Origin of the sequence: Psychrobacter okhotskensis (genome assembly GCF_965638355.1) — a bacterium.
Classification (GTDB): Bacteria; Pseudomonadota; Gammaproteobacteria; order Pseudomonadales; family Moraxellaceae; genus Psychrobacter; species Psychrobacter okhotskensis.
Window position 1 is genome coordinate 2,141,957 of the sequence record NZ_OZ281822.1, and the last position, 17,893, is coordinate 2,159,849.

The window sequence follows — 17,893 nt, forward strand, 5'->3', positions numbered from 1 at the left end:
TTAAAAAATACGCTTATCATCGACAGGCTTTGCAAACTTACTAATATTGGCTTCGATATTTTTAGCAATGTTTAGATAGTACGGCGCAAACTCATCATCTGCCAAAACACTTGGTTCACCTTTATCTACTTGTGCACGAATACCACTGGCAAGCGGCAGTTGTCCCAATAGCGGCACATGGTATTGCTCAGCGATTTTTTCACCGCCACCTGTACCAAAGATGGCTTCGGTATGATTACAATTACTACAGGTATGCAGCGCCATGTTTTCAACCACACCAAGTACCGGAATATTAGTCTTGTTAAACATCTCAATGCCTTTTTGCGCATCAAGTAAGGCGATATGCTGCGGCGTCGTGACAATCACCGCACCAGTCACGGGGATACGCTGGGCTAGCGTGAGCTGAATATCACCGGTACCCGGTGGCATATCAATGACCAAGTAATCTAACTGCGGCCAATTGGTTTGATTATAGAGCTGCATCAACGCCCCAGTAGCCTTTGGTCCACGCCACGCGACAGGCGTATTGTCACCATCGAGTAAGCTACCAATCGATAACATCGCCATGCCATGCGCATTGATAGGAATAAACTGCTCATTTTCTAGCTCAGGTCTGACATTATCTACGCCCAGCATGGTTGGCATACTAGGACCATAAATATCAGCATCGAGCACGCCAACACGGTTGCCTAGCTTTTGTAATGCCAAAGCGATATTCACGGTAGTCGTTGATTTACCAACACCACCTTTACCCGACGCCACCACGATAATATGGCGAATACGCGGATGCGCTGTCAATGATGCTTGTGTCGGCGCGGCTTTGGTAATCGGCGGTTCGGCAGCAGTATCAGTTTTAGTGCCACTATCAGGCTTTGATGCTGACTGATTCTGGGCGTCCATTGCATTGGTGGTCTTGGGCATGGCCTTCGGTAAGCTTGACCCTGTCCCTTTCGCTGGTGCTGGCAGACGGACGTTCATATGGATCGCTTTGATACCGTGCGGATAGAGCAGCTTTCCAAGCTCTTGTTGAATGGCTTCAGGATTACTATTTACAGGTAGACGCAAATCTAAAGTGAGCTGATCGCCGTCGCGCTCAAGACCCGTGACCATAGTGGCAATGCTGATAGTGCCTACTTCATAGCCGAGCAGTACCTTGTCCACGGCACTATCGCGTTCTGCTTTTTGCTGCGGGGTTTCATTGTGAGTGGTTTTTTTCTTCATAAAGTTAAACATAGCTACCGTTACTGCCTATACAAGTGGGTGGGTATGGTCAAACAACTCAGTGAATACTGTAGCGCATAGGATAAATATTATAGCCCATAAGCTTTTTGGCCAAACCTTTTATCGTGACAGTGTAGCTGAATTACAAGTATAAAAAAACCACAACGCCAGTAAGACCGAGCTTGGTATCAGGTGTTACTATTTGCGCTATTGCTACCGCTTACCGTACGCTATCCTATGGACAAAAACTGCGAAGCAATAAACAGATAAATCAGCACGCCTGAGGCATCACACACCGAGGTAATCAGTGGTGCACTGGCAGTGGCAGGGTCAAGTCCTATTTTGTTCAGTACAAAAGGCAAGCTCATGCCAATCACGCAGCCAATCATGACTACGGACATCATACTAAGCGCGAGCACCAGTGACACAATAGCATCGCCGCGCACATAACCAATGAGAGAGATAGCGACGGCCATTGTCGCACCCAGCATCAGGGCGACGATGGCTTCTCGTCCTAATAGAGAGAGCCAGTCACGCATGACGACATCGCCTGTCGCTAGCGCACGCACCATCAACGTAGCAGACTGAGAGCCCGCATTACCGCCACTATCTACCAATAACGGTAAGAAAAATACCAGCACGAGGTTGGCTGCAATTACCTCCTCAAAGTTAGCAATACTAAAGCCAGAGAGCAAGTTTCCAAATACCAAAAACACTAGCCAGAATACGCGCTTACGATATAGCACGCTAATGCTGACATCTTTAAGCCTGCCAACCATCGTCGTGACACCACCTGACTTGTGAAAGTCATCGGTTGCCTCATCACTCGCCACATCCATCGCATCATCGTGGGTAACGATACCGACCAAAGCACCCCTATCATCGGTAATAGGCAGGGCAATCAAGTCATAACGAGCCACAACTTTGGCGACATCTTCTTGATCGTCATTGACATTGCAAGAGACCACAGTGCTCAGCATAATGTCATTAATTAATTGTTCAGGAGCGGCTAGTATTAATGCTCGTAATGACACTACCCCTGACAACTTACGCTCATCATCAATTACATAAGTATGATAAATGGTCTCGGCATCAGGTGCTTCTAATCGTAGCGCCGCTAATGCTTCAGTGACGGTCATATGCGCCGCTAACGTTGCATAGTCAGATGTCATCAACGCCCCAGCAGTACGTTCTTCATAGGCAGAAAGCCTGCGAATATCTTCACGCTGCGCCTGTGCTAATGCTGGCAATAAGGCATCACGCTGATCCTGATTTAGATGTTTGTATAAATCAGTGCGTTCATCTGCGGGCATCTCGCCCACTAGTATTGCCATACTTTCGCGAGGAAACTCATGCGCCATAGCGACTTGAATATTAGGCTCTAAATAAGCAAATACCGTAGAACGATTGGGCAAACGTTCTAGCAGCTGCCAAGCAAGTTTAGATGCCATGAGCGTAAGCACATCCGCGATATCAATGGGGCGCAACTCTTGCACTTGATTAATCGCTTGCTCGAATTGCTGCTGCTCGATGGCACGGCTTAGTTTGGTTGCAAAAGTCTCTGCAAGGTCTTTATTATTCATCATGTTACTCCGTGCAACCCAAAACGGTGCAGCAAATACTCACAAAAAAGAGCCAATCTAATTGGCTCCAATTAATATAAACAAGATGCTAAGGCAATGGGCTTTTATTAGCAAGCCAATGATTCTTAAACCAATCAAAGCGCCCGAACAAACCTATTAATCCGTCATTCAGCTAAGGCGTGTTCTCATTTTAAAAATGCTCATAAAAATGAGATAAATTGCAGTCAAGTGAGGAAAATAGCGGAAATAATATCGGGATATTAATCAGCTATTTGACGATGTTTGGCAAAATTTAGCCATTTTTAGCCCATTTAGATACAATCGCTGGAATTGAGGACACGTCCTAGTTCATAAACCAACCATGACTGGCAACGATAGATTGACCAGTGAATACATTGCTTGGGAAGGCTGCCAAAAATAGCGCCAATTGGGCAATATCGTCTACCGTCGTGAATTCTTTATCTACCGTATTCACCAGCATAATATCATTGACTACAGATTCTTCGCTGATGCCCTTTTCAGCCGCTTGTTGCGGAATTTGCTTTTCGACCAACGGCGTTTTGACAAACCCTGGGCAAATCACATGCGACCGTACATTATGCTCAGCGCCTTCTTTTGCTAATACACGACACAGCCCAAGTAGACCATGCTTGGCAGTGACGTAAGGTGCCTTAAACATTGATGCCTCATGCGAGTGCACAGAACCCATATAGATGACGGTGCCACCTTTATCCTCTTTATACATATGCTGTACAGCCGCTTTGGTGGTTAAAAATGCCCCATCCAAATGAATAGCGAGCATTTTTTTCCAGTCATCAAACGACATTTTGTTAATCGGATCAATGATCTGAATACCGGCATTAGAGACTAAGATATCAATACCGCCAAAGGTATCTACTAGCTTTTGTACACCATTATTTACGGCAGCCTCAGACGTTACATCCATGGCAATGGCAAGTGCGCGTCCACCTGCCGCTTCAATAGCATCAACGGTTTTCTGAGCCATTTCAATATTGATATCTGCAATACCTACCGCTGCGCCTGCTTTGGCATAAGTTTCAGCGATATCACGTCCGATACCGCTGGCAGCACCTGTGACCAAGGCCACTTTGCCCGTCAAATCCTGTTGTAATTGGGTCGCCATATATTGTCCTTAATAATAGGTAGTGATGGGAAGTGATGAGGTCAACCAGTAAATAAGCCACTAGAATATAGTGGCTATTAAATAAAGCAGTAAACAGTCGTTATAACATCAAAACTATTGAGCAATGCTATTGAATAATGCTCACTGGCGTTTTTTCTTGTAGTTCTTCAAAAGTGACACCCTCTGCTAGCTCGACCAGTTTTAGACCATTGTCGGTGACATCTAATACTGCAAGCTCGGTGATAATACGATCAACCACCCCTTTGCCTGTCAATGGTAGCTCACAATTGGCAAGAATTTTTGGATCGCCGTGTTTATTGACCTGTTCCATCAATACAATCACGCGTTGTACACCTGCGACTAAGTCCATCGCACCGCCCATGCCTTTGACCATCTTTTTGGGAATCATCCAGTTGGCCAAATCGCCTTTTTCTGACACTTCCATCGCGCCCAATATAGCCAGATTAACATGCCCGCCGCGAATCATCGCAAAGGATTCTGAACTACCAAAATAACTAGCACCCGCCTCTGCGGTCACGGTTTGCTTACCCGCATTGATCAAATCTGCATCGACGTTTTCTGCCGTTGGAAATTCGCCAATACCTAATAGACCATTTTCTGACTGCAACCAAACATCCACGTCTTCAGGGATATAATTGGCGACTAGCGTTGGTAGACCGATACCTAAATTGACATAATAGCCATCTTCTAATTCTTGTGCAGCCCGCTGTGCCATCTGTTCTCTTGTCCATGCCATGGTAATTTCCTTATTTTTATGACCACCCCAACAAATATGATTAATGGTGTCAAATTCGCTTAGTCTACTAAATGTAGCACTTTCACTCGTTTTTCTTGCCACTCAAATTTTTAGGAATAGTATTACAATACTCTATTATTAATGTCATCTTTTAAAAGGTTTTGACAAACTCTGCTTCTAAGCGCCTTCGACTGCTTTGGTCGTGGTTTTTTCGATACGCTTTTCAGGATTGCTATTTAATACAATACGCTGTACAAAAATACCCGGTAGATGAATCTCATCAGGGTTAAGTGTGCCCGTTTCTACGATTTCTTCAACTTCGACAATGGTGATTTTGCCTGCCATTGCACAGTCTGGATTGAAGTTACGAGCCGTTTTATTGAATATTAAATTACCTGCTTTATCTGCTTTTTGCGCTTTGATTAATGACACATCAGCACGTAATGAATGTTCGAGCACATAAGTACGTCCATCGAAATCACGGGTTTCTTTGCCTTCAGCGACCAGTGTGCCAACGCCAGTTGCGGTATAGAAAGCAGGAATACCAGCACCGCCTGAACGTAGTTTTTCCGCTAAAGTACCTTGCGGCGTTAATTCAACATCTAACTCGCCTGCCAAGTATTGACGCTCAAACTCTTTGTTTTCACCGACATAGGATGAAATCATTTTTTTAATTTGGCGCGTTTGTAATAGCAAGCCTAAACCAAAGCCGTCGACACCAGCGTTATTGCTGATACAAGTTAAATCCTTTACCCCACTATCACGTAATGCTTCGATTAATGCTTCAGGAATACCGCACAGACCAAAACCACCAATAGCGAGGGTTTGTCCATCGTTGACGATACCTTTTAGTGCTTCTTCAGCACTGCTATATACTTTAGAATGACTCATGCTTATCTCCTTGCAAGTCTATTTTTTGTTATTAACTTCTATCATCAATGATTATGAATGGGTTACTTTACTCAATATTTCAATATCTATATTAATACAATTTCTATCGATATATCATCTATAAGATTCTTATGCTAAGTTAACATATTATTCTCTTAGCGAGAAGAGAATAACAACAAGAACATACAGGCCAGCGCAGTAGCGGCATAGATGGTAGGACAATGTCGTCTTAAGACAGACTTATATTTGATAAATTATTAAATAATATCTATTTTGATTCATTTTATTGACCGATATTAATATGCCCTACATACTCGCTGCCTTAATTTTGCCAAGGAGGGCGATCATGTTTAGTACCTTTGCTATTGTCATTACTTTATTACTATTGATGTTCTTTGCGTATCGCGGTTATTCCGTGCTGATTTTAGCACCAATTATGGCGATATTGGCGGTATTCCTATCTGGTGATTTCTTAAGTAGTATCCCTGCCTACACCGATATCTTTATGGGTGCATTGAGTGGGTTTTTACTCAAGTTTTTCCCTATCTTCTTACTAGGCGCGCTGTTTGGGCGTTTGATGGCAGATTCTGGCGCAGCAACAGCGATTGCCAAAACCGTGGTAGAAAAGCTTGGGGCCAGCAAAGCTATTTTAGCCGTTATCTTAGTTTGCGCTATTTTAACCTACGGCGGCGTCTCTTTATTTGTCGTAGCATTTGCTATCTATCCAATCGCCAAAGACTTGTTTAAGGCGGCGGACATTCCTAAGCGCTTAATTCCAGCAGCGATTGCCTTAGGGTCATTTACCTTTACCATGACGGCATTACCCGGCACACCAGCCATTCAGAACGCCATTCCGATTCCTTATTATAATACCAACGTCTTTGCTGCGCCTATTTTGGGTATTATTGGCGGTACGATCATGTTTATCTGTGGTTGGTTATGGTTACAGTCACGGGCCAGAAAAGCCAACGCAGCAGGTGAAGGCTATGGTCAGCATGACGAAGAGGATGTAGGCGGCGTTGGTGCAGTAAAAAAACAAAACGAAGTGCTAGATACGCATCACACCTCATTTACCGTTGCGATGATTCCGCTGGTATTGGTTATCGCCTTAAACGCTTTATTAACTTATGCAGTGTTCCCTTCACTAGACTTTAGCGGCTTACAAGCTCAGTTCCCGGATTTAAATATCGCCGGTTCGCTGGGGCTGTGGTCTATTATTATCTCATTGGTAGTGGCTATTATCGTATTGATAGTCATGCGTATCGGTCATTGGAATAATCTACAAAAAACCATCAACCGTGGTACTTATGATTCGATGTTGCCCATCTTTAACACCGCCTCAGAAGTGGGTTACGGCGCGGTCATTGCTTCATTGGCAGGCTTTCTTATTATTCGTGACAGCATCTTAAACCTAACGCCTGATAACCCACTTATCTCAGAAGCGGTCGCGATGACCACCCTTGCTGGTATTACTGGCTCATCTTCTGGTGGTTTGAGTATTGCCCTATCGACGTTGGGTGAAGATTATTTAAGAATGGCGGTTGCCGCTGGTATTGATCCAGAACTGATGCACCGTGTTGCTGTCATGGCAGCGGGTGGTTTGGATACGCTCCCTCATAGTGGTGCGGTCATCACCCTACTCGCGATTTGTGGCTTGACCCATAAGCAATCCTACTTGAATCTTGCGATGGTCACGATGATTATTCCATTAATTGCGGTAGTCGCGGTTATTATTCTAGGGACGATGTTTGGCTCATTTTAGAAACCGTTTAAGCTTCAAGCAATTTCTTGAGCTTTGAATATCGATGAGTTTTAATGTGCAAACTCAAAACCCACTTGGCAGATTGCTTGGTGGGTTTTTTATCGCCGCTTTACGACTATGTTCTTTAAATAAAATAGGTTATTGACACCTGATAAATGCATAGAAATCTATCGGCATAATAGAGCCAATGATTATATTGATTAACGTATTAATTACTGAGGAATGTCACAAATTTGGCCGAATTACGGTATCATAGGCACACTTTTTTGGTTTTTCCTTTTTTAGAAATTTTAAAAGCTTTAGTATTGACAATATCGCGTCCGCTCGCCATAAAGCGCTCAAGACGTTTGATAACCAACCCGTTTATATAAAAATATAGGTGACAAAAGTGCGTGAGATTCTAGTAACCAGTGCGCTGCCCTACGCCAATGGCTATATCCATTTGGGGCATCTTGTAGAATATATTCAGACCGACATTTGGGCGCGTGCGATGAAAGCGCAAGGCCATCAGGTCACTTATGTCTGCGCGGATGATGCACACGGTACGGCTATCATGCTCAAAGCAGAAGCCAATGGTGTAACACCCGAAGAGCAAATCGCCTCGGTTAAAGCTTCGCATGAAGCGGACTTTGCTAAGTTTTTGATTGACTTCGACAATTATCACACCACCCATTCAGAAGAAAACAAGCATTTTTCTGAGCTGATTTATCGTCGTCTTAGTAGTGCTGGACATATCAGTACTAAAGACGTTGAGCAATTATTTGATCCTGAAAAGCAGTTGTTTTTAGCGGATCGTTTTGTCAAAGGTACTTGCCCTGAATGCGGTGCGCTGGATCAATATGGCGATAACTGTGAAGTGTGCGGTACCACTTATGATGCGACAGATCTGAAAGATCCGTACTCGACGTTGTCTGATGCCACACCCATTCTAAAAACCTCTAAACATTACTTCTTTGATTTGCCAGAATTTGAGCAATTCTTAAAAGATTGGACGCGCAGTGACAATCGCTTGCAAACATCGGTCGCTAATAAATTGCAAGAATGGTTTGACGCTGGCCTGACCAGCTGGGATATCTCACGTGATGCACCTTATTTCGGTTTCCAAATTCCAGATACCCCAAGCGATGAGCCAGACAAGTACTTCTATGTTTGGCTCGATGCACCGGTCGGTTACATGGCGAGCTTTCAAAACTTGTGTGATAAGCGCAAAGGTACTGAAAACGAATTAGATTTTGATCGTTATTGGATGCAAGAAAACGAGCATAAGACCGAGGTTTATCATTTCATCGGTAAAGACATCGTTTACTTCCATGCGCTATTTTGGCCAGCGATGCTAGCGGGTAGCGAGCTGCGTACGCCGACCGGCGTCTTTGCCCATGGCTTCTTGATGGTCAATGGCGAAAAAATGAGTAAGTCGCGCGGTACTTTCATTAAAGCCGAAACGTATGCTGATCACTTACATCCTGAGTACTTGCGTTATTATTTTGCTAGTAAATTGTCTGATAAAGTCGAGGATATCAACCTTGATTTAGAAGATTTCATGCAAAAGGTTAACTCTGATCTAGTTGGTAAAGTGGTCAATATTGCCAGTCGTAGTGCTGGATTCTTAGTGAAAAAATACGACGGTATGCTGTCGGAGGTTTGCGTAGAGTCAGACTTATTAGAAGACATCACCAAAACGGGTGATGAAATTGCCGCCGCGTACGAAAACCGTGAGTTCTCGCGTGCCATGCGTTTGATTATGCAATGTGCTGATAAAGCCAATGAATATATCGATGAGAAAAAACCATGGGCGCTTGCTAAGGTCGAAGGCGCAGAGCAAGAAGTTCAAGATGTTTGCTCGGTCGCGATTAATATCTTCCGTCAATTAATGGTTTATCTTGCGCCAGTATTGCCTGAGCTAACCGCCAACGCTAAAGCGTTTTTGAACATTGACGATCTAAGCTTTGCTAGCCGTAACCAATGGTTGCTTGGTCATAAAATCAATAAGTTTAAACCGTTGATGCAGCGTATCGAAGAAAAAGACGTCGCAGCGATGGTTGAAGCGTCAAAGGAATCTTTGGCTCAAACTGCGACTCCAGTTGCTAATGCTGATAATACGTCAGCAAAGAAAAACACTCCCTCAGCGAAAGAGGCTAATACTGGTAGTGATAATGAGCAGGCTGACTATATCGGTATCGAAGACTTTGCCAAAGTTGAGATGAAAGTCGCGCACGTCTTAGAGTGTAACCATGTTGAAGGCGCGGACAAGCTACTACAATTTACCTTAGACGTTGGCGAAGACAAGCCACGTAATGTATTCAGCGGTATCCGTAAGTTTTATGAGCCTGAGCAATTACTGAATAAAAAGGTCATTTGCGTGACCAATCTTGCGCCGCGTAAGATGAAATTCGGACTCTCAGAAGGCATGGTGTTATCGACTGGCAATCCAAAGACAGGCTTAACAGTCGTTACCTTGCCTGATGATTGCGTCGTTGGTGATGTGCTTGCTTAATTAACATGGCTGATGCACGAAATATTGGAGAATGATAGTGGTATTGCTGAGACTGTTAGCAGATATTCTCCTTTATTTAACAGTAGGCTTGCTGGTTTACTGGTATTTTACCGAAGATATAACGGCACTATTTATAGCCATTGCTAGTGGTGTTATCAGCGCGTTGTTGTTTATTATCACCACAGATGTCAAACAGTCACGGCGTAACCGTCGTTCAGAGCCTTCGAGTATCTGGGATTGGTTGTACTTTATCGACATACTAGAGATTCCTCTTTATGTGATTGGCTGGCTATTTCGTAGTTTATGGCGGGTCTTCGATTGACAGTTAAGCGATAGATTAAACATAAAAAAAGACGCCCTAAGTAGCGTCTTTTTTTATGTCATTTATATAGATAGTGGAATGGCAATAATTTCGATACAAGCAAACCAAGTGCAAGCGATTACCAGTACCATATTTGAATGCTCAACAGACCCTAGCATAAAGATGCAGAAGCTGCTCAGTAAAACCATCCTTATATGGCTGAATAATACGGGTGACGAATACGCTTTAATTTTTTATTGCGATAACTTACATTACTGTCATAATATGAACATAATGATCGACGGAACGATTACCTTATTGTTAGCCTGCTATCTTGGCATCAACATAGCATTGACTCGGCTAACCTGCATTTTCCAATACTATCTGTAAAAATCAAACACAGCGAAGACGAATCCAAACGCTACCCCGAGTAGTTTTAACGAATCTGAGAATGTTGATGAGGTTTTTATGATTGATATAACCGATGAGTTACTATAATAATGACTATTGCTTCTACTTTACGCTTAAGCCTCTATGGTGCTGCTATCAGCGCCACCCTTGGACTAATTGGCTGCTCAAATCCCACCGATACTGCCTCTACTAATGAGAGTGCAGCCGCTGATACGGATAAGCCCGCCAAGACACTGGCCATCACGCAAATCGTCGAGCATCCTTCATTAGATGAGATGCGCCGCGGTATCATTGATGAGCTGGCTGATAATGGCTATGTCGAAGGCCAAAACCTAACGGTGAACTTTCAAAGCGCCCAAGGTAATACAGCGACAGCAGGACAGATTGCCAAGCAGTTTGCAGGAGACAATCCCGATGCCATCGTCGCAATCTCGACGCCCTCTGCCCAATCAATTGTGGCCTCAACCAAAACGGTTCCGGTTATTTATACGGCTATCTCTGATCCTGTCGCAGCGAAGCTCATTAATGAAAACAACGTGCCTATCCAATCTAATGTGACAGGACTATCAAGCGAGTTACCGATTGAGCCGCAGTTAGACAACATTCTAAAGATTGTACCCAATGCAAAAACCATTGGCTACGTCTATAGCCCAGGTGAAATCAATTCTGTAGTGGTGCTCAATCAGCTTAAAAAACTCGCACCAGCGCGTGGTCTGAAAATCTTAGATGTGACAGCCAATCGCCCAACTGACGTTGCGATGGCGACTCGTAGTCTTGCTGGTCGCGTCGATGTCATTTATACCTCATTAGATAACAACGTTGTGTCAGGGTTTGAAGCAATGGCTGGTGCTGCCAATGAGCTTGATATTCCGGTTATTGCCTCAGACGAGTTTAGTGTGAGACGCGGTGCGACAGCGGCGCTAGGTGTCAACGATTATGACTTTGGCCGTACCACGGGCAAAATGGTCTATCGCGTATTAAATGGCGAAGCGATCAATACGATCAAGCCTGAAGTGATGAATACCTTAACCTTGTACGCAAGCCCTAAACACGCGGCAGAGCAAGGGGTGAGCTTGACAGATGACTTGTTAAAAAATGCCATTAATGTCGACGAAAAAGCGCAGAGTGCGGACAAATAACAGTCAGCCATCTGTATAGACAGCTGCCCTTAATTTTTAATTATTAAATAATGTACGGACACATTATTATTTTCAGGAGTGAGACCTATGTTGTATCAAAATTTTGGACGTTTTAATTTTAGTAAGGCGCTACTACTAGGCGGCGTTTGTACCGCTATCTTGACTGGCTGTAATCAACCAGCGCAAGATGCTAGCGGCACTGATGCTGCTGCCAATGGCGATACTGCCACAGAAATGAAGACGGTGGCTATCACTGCTATCGTTGAGCATCCAGCACTTGATGATGTGCGCAAAGGCGTCATCGATGAGCTTAATGAGGCCGGCTTTAAGGACGGTGAAAACTTAACGGTGAACTTCCAAAGCGCCCAAGGCAATACAGCGACTGCAGGACAGATTGCCAAGCAATTCGTCGCAGACAATTCAGATGTTATCATCGCGATTGGTACGCCATCAGCGCAGTCAGTAGCTGCGGCGACTAGCACCATTCCTTTAGTATTTTCGGCAGTCACTGACCCAATCGCAGCCAAACTAGTTACAAAACTAGATGGCTCTGGTACCAATGTCACTGGCGGCTCTGATGCACTGCCTTATGAGCCACAAATCGAATTGATGCGTCAAATCATTCCTAGCTTAAAGAACGTCGGCTATGTTTATAGTCCGGGCGAAGTTAACTCAACAATTATCTTAAAAAACTTAAAAGAGAAACTGACACCACTAGGTATCAATGTCCTCGAAGCGCCTGCTCAGCGTAGTACTGATATTGCCATGGCCGCTCGTAGCCTCGAAGGTAAGGTCGATATGATCTATACCTCAACCGATAACAATGTCGTATCGGCCTATGAGTCACTATATCAAGTCGCTAAAGAAAGCAAAATCCCACTGATTGCGTCTGATACCAGCTCGGTTGAACGCGGCGCGATTGCTGCCTTAGGCGTAAACTATTACGATCTTGGCCGCGAAACTGGTAAAATCGTGGTGCGCATCCTAAATGGTGAAAAAGCGGGCGCTATCCCTGTCTATACGCCGCAAATGCTTGATTTGTACGTCAGTCCAAATCATGCCAAAGAACAAGGCGTTACTTTGCCACAAGCAGTTATCGATAAAGCAAAAGAAGTGGTAGAATAGCGCACCTTTATACTTGGCTTTTATTAGCAGCTGCTAGGTAAACGATAATTCGACTATATAATATAATCAAATTTTATCGCTTAACGTCAGGCTATGATGCCAAATGTTTAAACAAGAAACCCAGCTATGAGTCAGTAGGCTGGGCTTCTTGTTTAAGCAGTGCTGGTTTGACTGGTTGTTGCTTAATGGCTTTTTATTTAAGGCATTGCTTATAAGGTCGTGTTTGCTTATACAGTCATTGTGCAGTATCTAAGTCTCTAATATTTATGAATAAAAGCTTTGAACCAAGGTAGCTTATGATAGTTTTTCATCGTGATATGTTTTGGTTTACCCTAACCGCAGATTGCTTAATCTGTTAAATTCACCGCTTAGCCGTTTAGCGAAAGCTGACTGTTAGATTTATAGATAAGTGCGCGTTTATACGCTATTTATTTTATGAATTAATGATCAGAACATGCATTGCTGAACGCTTGGTTATGACTTATTGATCTCTTATGTCTTTAATTGCTTTTTTTGGTGCGCTTGAAAGTGGTCTGATTTATGGCCTAGTGGCACTTGGTGTGCTGATCTCATTCCGCACCCTCGACTTTCCTGACTTGACCGCTGATGGTAGCTTTCCATTAGGCGGTGCCGTCGCGGGCATCTCTATCGTCGCTGGTGTCAATCCATGGTTGGCATGCGCTTTTGGTATGCTAGCAGGTTCAGTCGCTGGTATCGTCACTGCATGGTTGCACGTCAAACTTGGCATCCTGCAACTACTTGCCAGTATCTTAGTGATGGTCGCTCTATATTCTGTCAACCTACGCATCATGGGTGCGCCGAACTTGCCACTACTGGGTGAAACCACGGTATTTAGTACCTTAGTGACAGATGGCAACGGCTATTGGATGCGCTGTCTGATTATTGGTGTGGTCATACTGCTTGCCAAGTTATTCTTAGATTGGTTTTATAGCACTGAAACTGGCCTATCTATGCGTGCAACTGGTTCAAACCTCCGTATGGCCCAAGCGCAAGGCATTAATACCTCTTGGATGACCATTATCGGTATGGCCGTCTCTAACGGCCTAATTGCACTTGCAGGGGCGTTGTTTGTGCAGACCCAAGGTGGCGCAGATATCTCTATCGGTATTGGTACTATTGTCATTGGTCTAGCAGCCGTTATCATCGGTGAGACTATCATTCCTGCCAAACGTATCTGGCTCATTACCTTTGCGGTCATCGTCGGTGCGGTACTATACAAGCTGTTTATTCAGGTCGCGCTATCGAGCGACACGCTGCGTAGTATTGGTTTTGGCCCGCAAGATTTAAACTTGATTACCGCTCTACTCGTGGTATTGGCTTTGGTATTACCAAAAGCGAAAACCAAGTTTTTATCGCGCAAAGTTCGCGTTCAATGACAGCCAATACAGACGGTAAATAACCGTATTAAGCTTGAAGAGACAATAAGGAATAACGATTATGATGCAAGCCACTGATTTACGGTTGACCTTTAACCCGGGCACGCCTATCGAAAACCCTGCCCTGCGTGGTATTAATCTAAACATCGCTGATGGTGAATTTGTGACCGTCATTGGTACCAATGGTGCTGGTAAATCGACATTTTTGAACGCTGTAAGCGGCACCACGCGCGTCGATAGTGGGTCAATTTTATTAAATGGTATTGATGTCACTAAGAAAACTGCCCATCAACGCGCTCATTGGGTCGCGCGTGTCTTTCAAGACCCAATGGCTGGAACTTGTGAAGCTCTGACCATTGAAGAAAACATGGCATTGGCCTATAAACGTGGTGGCAAACGCGGTCTGAGCTTTGCGCTAAATCAGAATAACCGTGATTTGTTTCGCGAAAAACTTGCTGTTTTAAAATTGGGCTTAGAGAACCGTCTAACCGACCGTATGGGTCTACTATCCGGTGGTCAGCGCCAAGCAGTCAGTCTGCTTATGGCCTCTTTACAGCCTTCTAAGATTTTATTGCTAGATGAGCATACTGCTGCCCTTGACCCTAAAACCGCTGCTTTTGTTTTAGAGTTAACGGATAAGATTGTGACTGACAATAAGCTCACAACCATGATGGTCACCCACTCAATGCAGCAAGCATTGGCACATGGCACACGTACCGTCATGCTGCACCAAGGGCAAGTCGTACTAGATGTCGCTGGTGATATTCGTAAAGATATGACAGTGCATGATTTACTTGATATGTTTGAGCAAACACGCGGCGAAAAAGTTGAAGATGATAGCTTAATATTGAGTTAAATAATTTAGGGTCTGTTGAACATTCAAATGTGGCACTGGCAGTGGCTATTTTTTAGACAATACGCAGTGAAACTCTTGACGCCTAGTCATTCTAGGTTAGATAATTTCGCCATGTATTGGCAAAAAATAGCCCTGCCCTGAAAGGCTGATACTAAAATCACCCCAAACGTTGTTGTAAACCTAGCTAAGGTCTCGACATTATCGTCGGTTTACGCCTGATTTGATAAAAGGTTTGGGGCAACTTTAGGGATCAGCAGTCCTAATATTTGAATGTTCAACAGACCCTAGCAGATACTTTGGAGCTAAATATAAAAACGCCTGTTTAATAGCAGGCGTTTTTTGTTATCAATAGTTAATGATCCTACCAAGTTTTGGTCAGTCATTATATAGTTGCTATATCAATACCTATATCAAAACCTACTTATTATTCTTATCGCTATTTATCTATGAGGTCTGCCATGCGCAAAATCCCTGTTTATACTCATCCTGCTGCTGGTTGGCCTGCTCTGATTGCCTCTACTCGCAAACTCATGGATTATAAGGCTTTTTTGCGTGGTAGCTTGAGCGTATTAAACAGCAATCAACCCAAGGGTGGCTTTGATTGTCCAGGCTGCGCATGGCCAGATCACAAGTCACACAAAGCGCTAGATGTCTGTGAGACAGGCATCAAGGTGCTGGCAAGTGAAACCATGTCTACCCGTGCAGATGCACAGTTTTTTGCCAAGCACTCGGTCACAGAGCTACAAGGTTGGTCAGGGTATGAGTTAGAACATATCGGTCGATTATCCGAACCGCTATACTACGATGCCACGCAAGATCATTATCTACCCATCTCTTGGCAAGCCGCTTATGAGCATGTCGCTGAGCAGTTGGAACAGCTTAATTCACCTGACGAAGCACTGTTCTATACCTCAGGTCGCGTCACTAACGAGCCTGCCTTTATGTTTCAGTTATTCGTCCGCTGTTTTGGTACTAACAACCTACCAGACTGCTCTAACATGTGTCACGAACCAACCTCGGTCATGCTTGGCAAGCAATTAGGCATCGGTAAAGCGACGGTGAAACTAGAGGATTTTGAGCTAGCCAAATTGATATTGATGTTTGGACAAAACCCGGCAACCAACCATCCCCGTATGCTTGAGATGCTTGCCCACTCTCACGAGCAAGGATGTCGAATCATCTCGATAAATCCTATGCGTGAACAAGGCTTAAGTAAGTTTAGAAACCCGCAAAAACCAACTCATATGGCGGCAGGACAGAGTGATGACATGGTCGATGAGGTCGTTCAAATTCAAATCGGTGGTGATGCGGCTCTACTGACGGGTTTGGCTAAATGGCTGATTGAGAATGATAAAATTAATACTGACTTTATTACAACCCATACCTCTGGTTTTGAGCCATTGAAACAGTGGTTGACCGAACAATCATGGGCAGATATTCAGCTTGGTTGCGGTATTTCTCAAGCAGAAATTATTAATCTTGCTAAGCTGGTGGCCGCCAGTCCAGCGACTATTTGCACTTGGGGTATGGGCATAACCCAGCATGTGCAGGGCGATGACAATGTCGCTATGATTACCAATTTGCTACTGTTGATGGGTATGATAGGTATTGACGGTGCGGGTGCGTCACCTGTGCGGGGTCACTCCAATGTGCAAGGCGATCGCACCATGGGTATTCATGAGCGTCCCAAGCAAAGCTTACTTGATAGCCTAGAACGTGTGTTCGAGCACCCAATGCCACAAGACAACGGTCTTGATGTCGTTGCAGGGGCAAAAGCGATGATACAAGGTGATATTAAGGCTTTCTTTAGTATGGGTGGCAACTACTCGGTTGCAGCGCCTGACTCAAATAACATCCAACGAGCATTGACCAAAAATAAGCTTAACGTCTTTGTTGGCACCAAGCTAAACGAAACCATGCTGTATCCGGGTGAAAATAACCTCATTCTACCTTGTGTCGGTCGTACCGAACACTTAATCACGGCTAAAGGTGAGCAGTTTGCCACAATTGAAGATTCAATGTGTCAGATAGTACCCACTCAAGGTAGCCTCAAGCCCATCAGCGATACGCTAAAATCTGAAGCACAGATAGTCGCCGATATTGCAACCCAGATGTTTGGCTCTGACTCAGCCATTCCTTGGCAAGCGATGGCAGAAGACTTCGATTTGATTCGTGATTATATCGCCCAAGCTATCGATGGCTTTGAGAACTTCAACGTGCGTATCCGTGAGGCTGAGCGCGGCTTTCATTTATATCATGCGGCTCGTCATCGCGTGTGGAACACCGATAGCGGCAAAGCGCAGTTTGAAGTACCAAAATACCCGATTACTCATGTCGCAAGCCAAATGGCAGAGAAAACGTCCACCTCTAAAATTGATGCCCAAAATGCGCAAAATACTGATGACAGTCAACACTCGGAGCAGAAGATCTGGCAGTTGACTAGTGTACGGAGCCATGATCAATTTAACACCATGATATTTGGCTATCAAGACCGTTATCGTCAGACCAATCGCCGCGATGTTTTGTTTATGCATCCGGATGAAATGACACGATTGGGTTGGCAAAAAGGCGATCATGTTGTGGTGTCGCGTCAAGACAGCCATGGTGAGCAACGCACATTGGGACCTTTGATACTTACCGACATGGATATCGCCGCCAACGCTGTGGCTACCTACTATCCTGAATGTAATGACTTGTTTGATTTGGACACGCATGCGCCAGACTCTCATATCCCTGCCTACAAGTCTGTTACCGTGGCCTTAGAGCGCGTCAATGCAGGCGAGTTGGCAGCTTCTGCCTAAGATAGTTTGCA

13 protein-coding genes are annotated in these 17,893 nt (G+C 44.4%); 8 read left to right on the forward strand and 5 right to left on the reverse strand.

All coding sequences use genetic code 11. The features are described from left to right. The 5 genes from apbC to ACSUPM_RS08940 all read right to left on the reverse strand — a co-directional run bounded on the left by apbC (position 1) and on the right by ACSUPM_RS08940 (position 5,596). Positions 1–1,233 carry an iron-sulfur cluster carrier protein ApbC gene (gene apbC, locus ACSUPM_RS08920; protein WP_025651406.1) on the reverse strand — a complete coding sequence of 411 codons (1,233 nt, stop codon included), beginning with the start codon at positions 1,231–1,233 and terminating at the stop codon, positions 1–3. Between the two features lie 218 nt (positions 1,234–1,451). Beyond that, positions 1,452–2,804 (reverse strand): magnesium transporter, encoded by a 1,353-nt coding sequence (gene mgtE, locus ACSUPM_RS08925; protein ID WP_436880327.1) that lies wholly within the window; start codon positions 2,802–2,804, stop codon positions 1,452–1,454. A 343-nt stretch (positions 2,805–3,147) separates the two neighbouring features. Then, the gene (locus tag ACSUPM_RS08930) at positions 3,148–3,948 is read right to left on the reverse strand and encodes a 3-hydroxybutyrate dehydrogenase (protein ID WP_201566531.1); all 801 of its coding nucleotides are present in this window, start codon (positions 3,946–3,948) and stop codon (positions 3,148–3,150) included. A gap of 127 nt (positions 3,949–4,075) precedes the next feature. After that, positions 4,076–4,705, reverse strand: a complete 630-nt coding sequence (locus ACSUPM_RS08935) for a CoA transferase subunit B (RefSeq protein WP_201576412.1) — start codon at positions 4,703–4,705, stop codon at positions 4,076–4,078. 177 nt (positions 4,706–4,882) lie between these two features. After that, a complete protein-coding gene (locus ACSUPM_RS08940) occupies positions 4,883–5,596 on the reverse strand; it encodes a CoA transferase subunit A (protein WP_201576410.1) in 714 nt (237 codons plus the stop codon). Positions 5,597–5,942: 346 nt separating this feature from the next. Between ACSUPM_RS08940 and ACSUPM_RS08945 the strand changes: the two genes are divergently transcribed. From ACSUPM_RS08945 to ACSUPM_RS08980, 8 genes are all read left to right on the forward strand, one after another. Further along, the gene (locus ACSUPM_RS08945; protein WP_350588287.1) at positions 5,943–7,358 is read left to right on the forward strand and encodes a GntP family permease; all 1,416 of its coding nucleotides are present in this window, start codon (positions 5,943–5,945) and stop codon (positions 7,356–7,358) included. Positions 7,359–7,746: 388 nt separating this feature from the next. Beyond that, positions 7,747–9,852 carry a methionine--tRNA ligase gene (gene metG, locus ACSUPM_RS08950; RefSeq protein ID WP_436879858.1) on the forward strand — a complete coding sequence of 702 codons (2,106 nt, stop codon included), beginning with the start codon at positions 7,747–7,749 and terminating at the stop codon, positions 9,850–9,852. A 37-nt stretch (positions 9,853–9,889) separates the two neighbouring features. Next, positions 9,890–10,174 (forward strand): hypothetical protein, encoded by a 285-nt coding sequence (locus ACSUPM_RS08955; protein WP_436879859.1) that lies wholly within the window; start codon positions 9,890–9,892, stop codon positions 10,172–10,174. A 479-nt stretch (positions 10,175–10,653) separates the two neighbouring features. Continuing rightward, the gene (locus ACSUPM_RS08960) at positions 10,654–11,703 is read left to right on the forward strand and encodes an ABC transporter substrate-binding protein (protein WP_436879860.1); all 1,050 of its coding nucleotides are present in this window, start codon (positions 10,654–10,656) and stop codon (positions 11,701–11,703) included. Positions 11,704–11,790: 87 nt separating this feature from the next. Beyond that, positions 11,791–12,828 (forward strand): ABC transporter substrate-binding protein, encoded by a 1,038-nt coding sequence (locus ACSUPM_RS08965; protein WP_173240394.1) that lies wholly within the window; start codon positions 11,791–11,793, stop codon positions 12,826–12,828. Positions 12,829–13,322: 494 nt separating this feature from the next. After that, positions 13,323–14,225, forward strand: a complete 903-nt coding sequence (locus ACSUPM_RS08970) for an ABC transporter permease (protein WP_025651417.1) — start codon at positions 13,323–13,325, stop codon at positions 14,223–14,225. 61 nt (positions 14,226–14,286) lie between these two features. Further along, a complete protein-coding gene (locus ACSUPM_RS08975; protein WP_025651418.1) occupies positions 14,287–15,081 on the forward strand; it encodes an ABC transporter ATP-binding protein in 795 nt (264 codons plus the stop codon). Positions 15,082–15,539: 458 nt separating this feature from the next. Then, positions 15,540–17,882: an FdhF/YdeP family oxidoreductase gene (locus ACSUPM_RS08980; RefSeq protein WP_201576392.1), complete on the forward strand. Its 2,343-nt coding sequence runs from the start codon at positions 15,540–15,542 to the stop codon at positions 17,880–17,882. Positions 17,883–17,893: the final 11 nt, after the last annotated feature.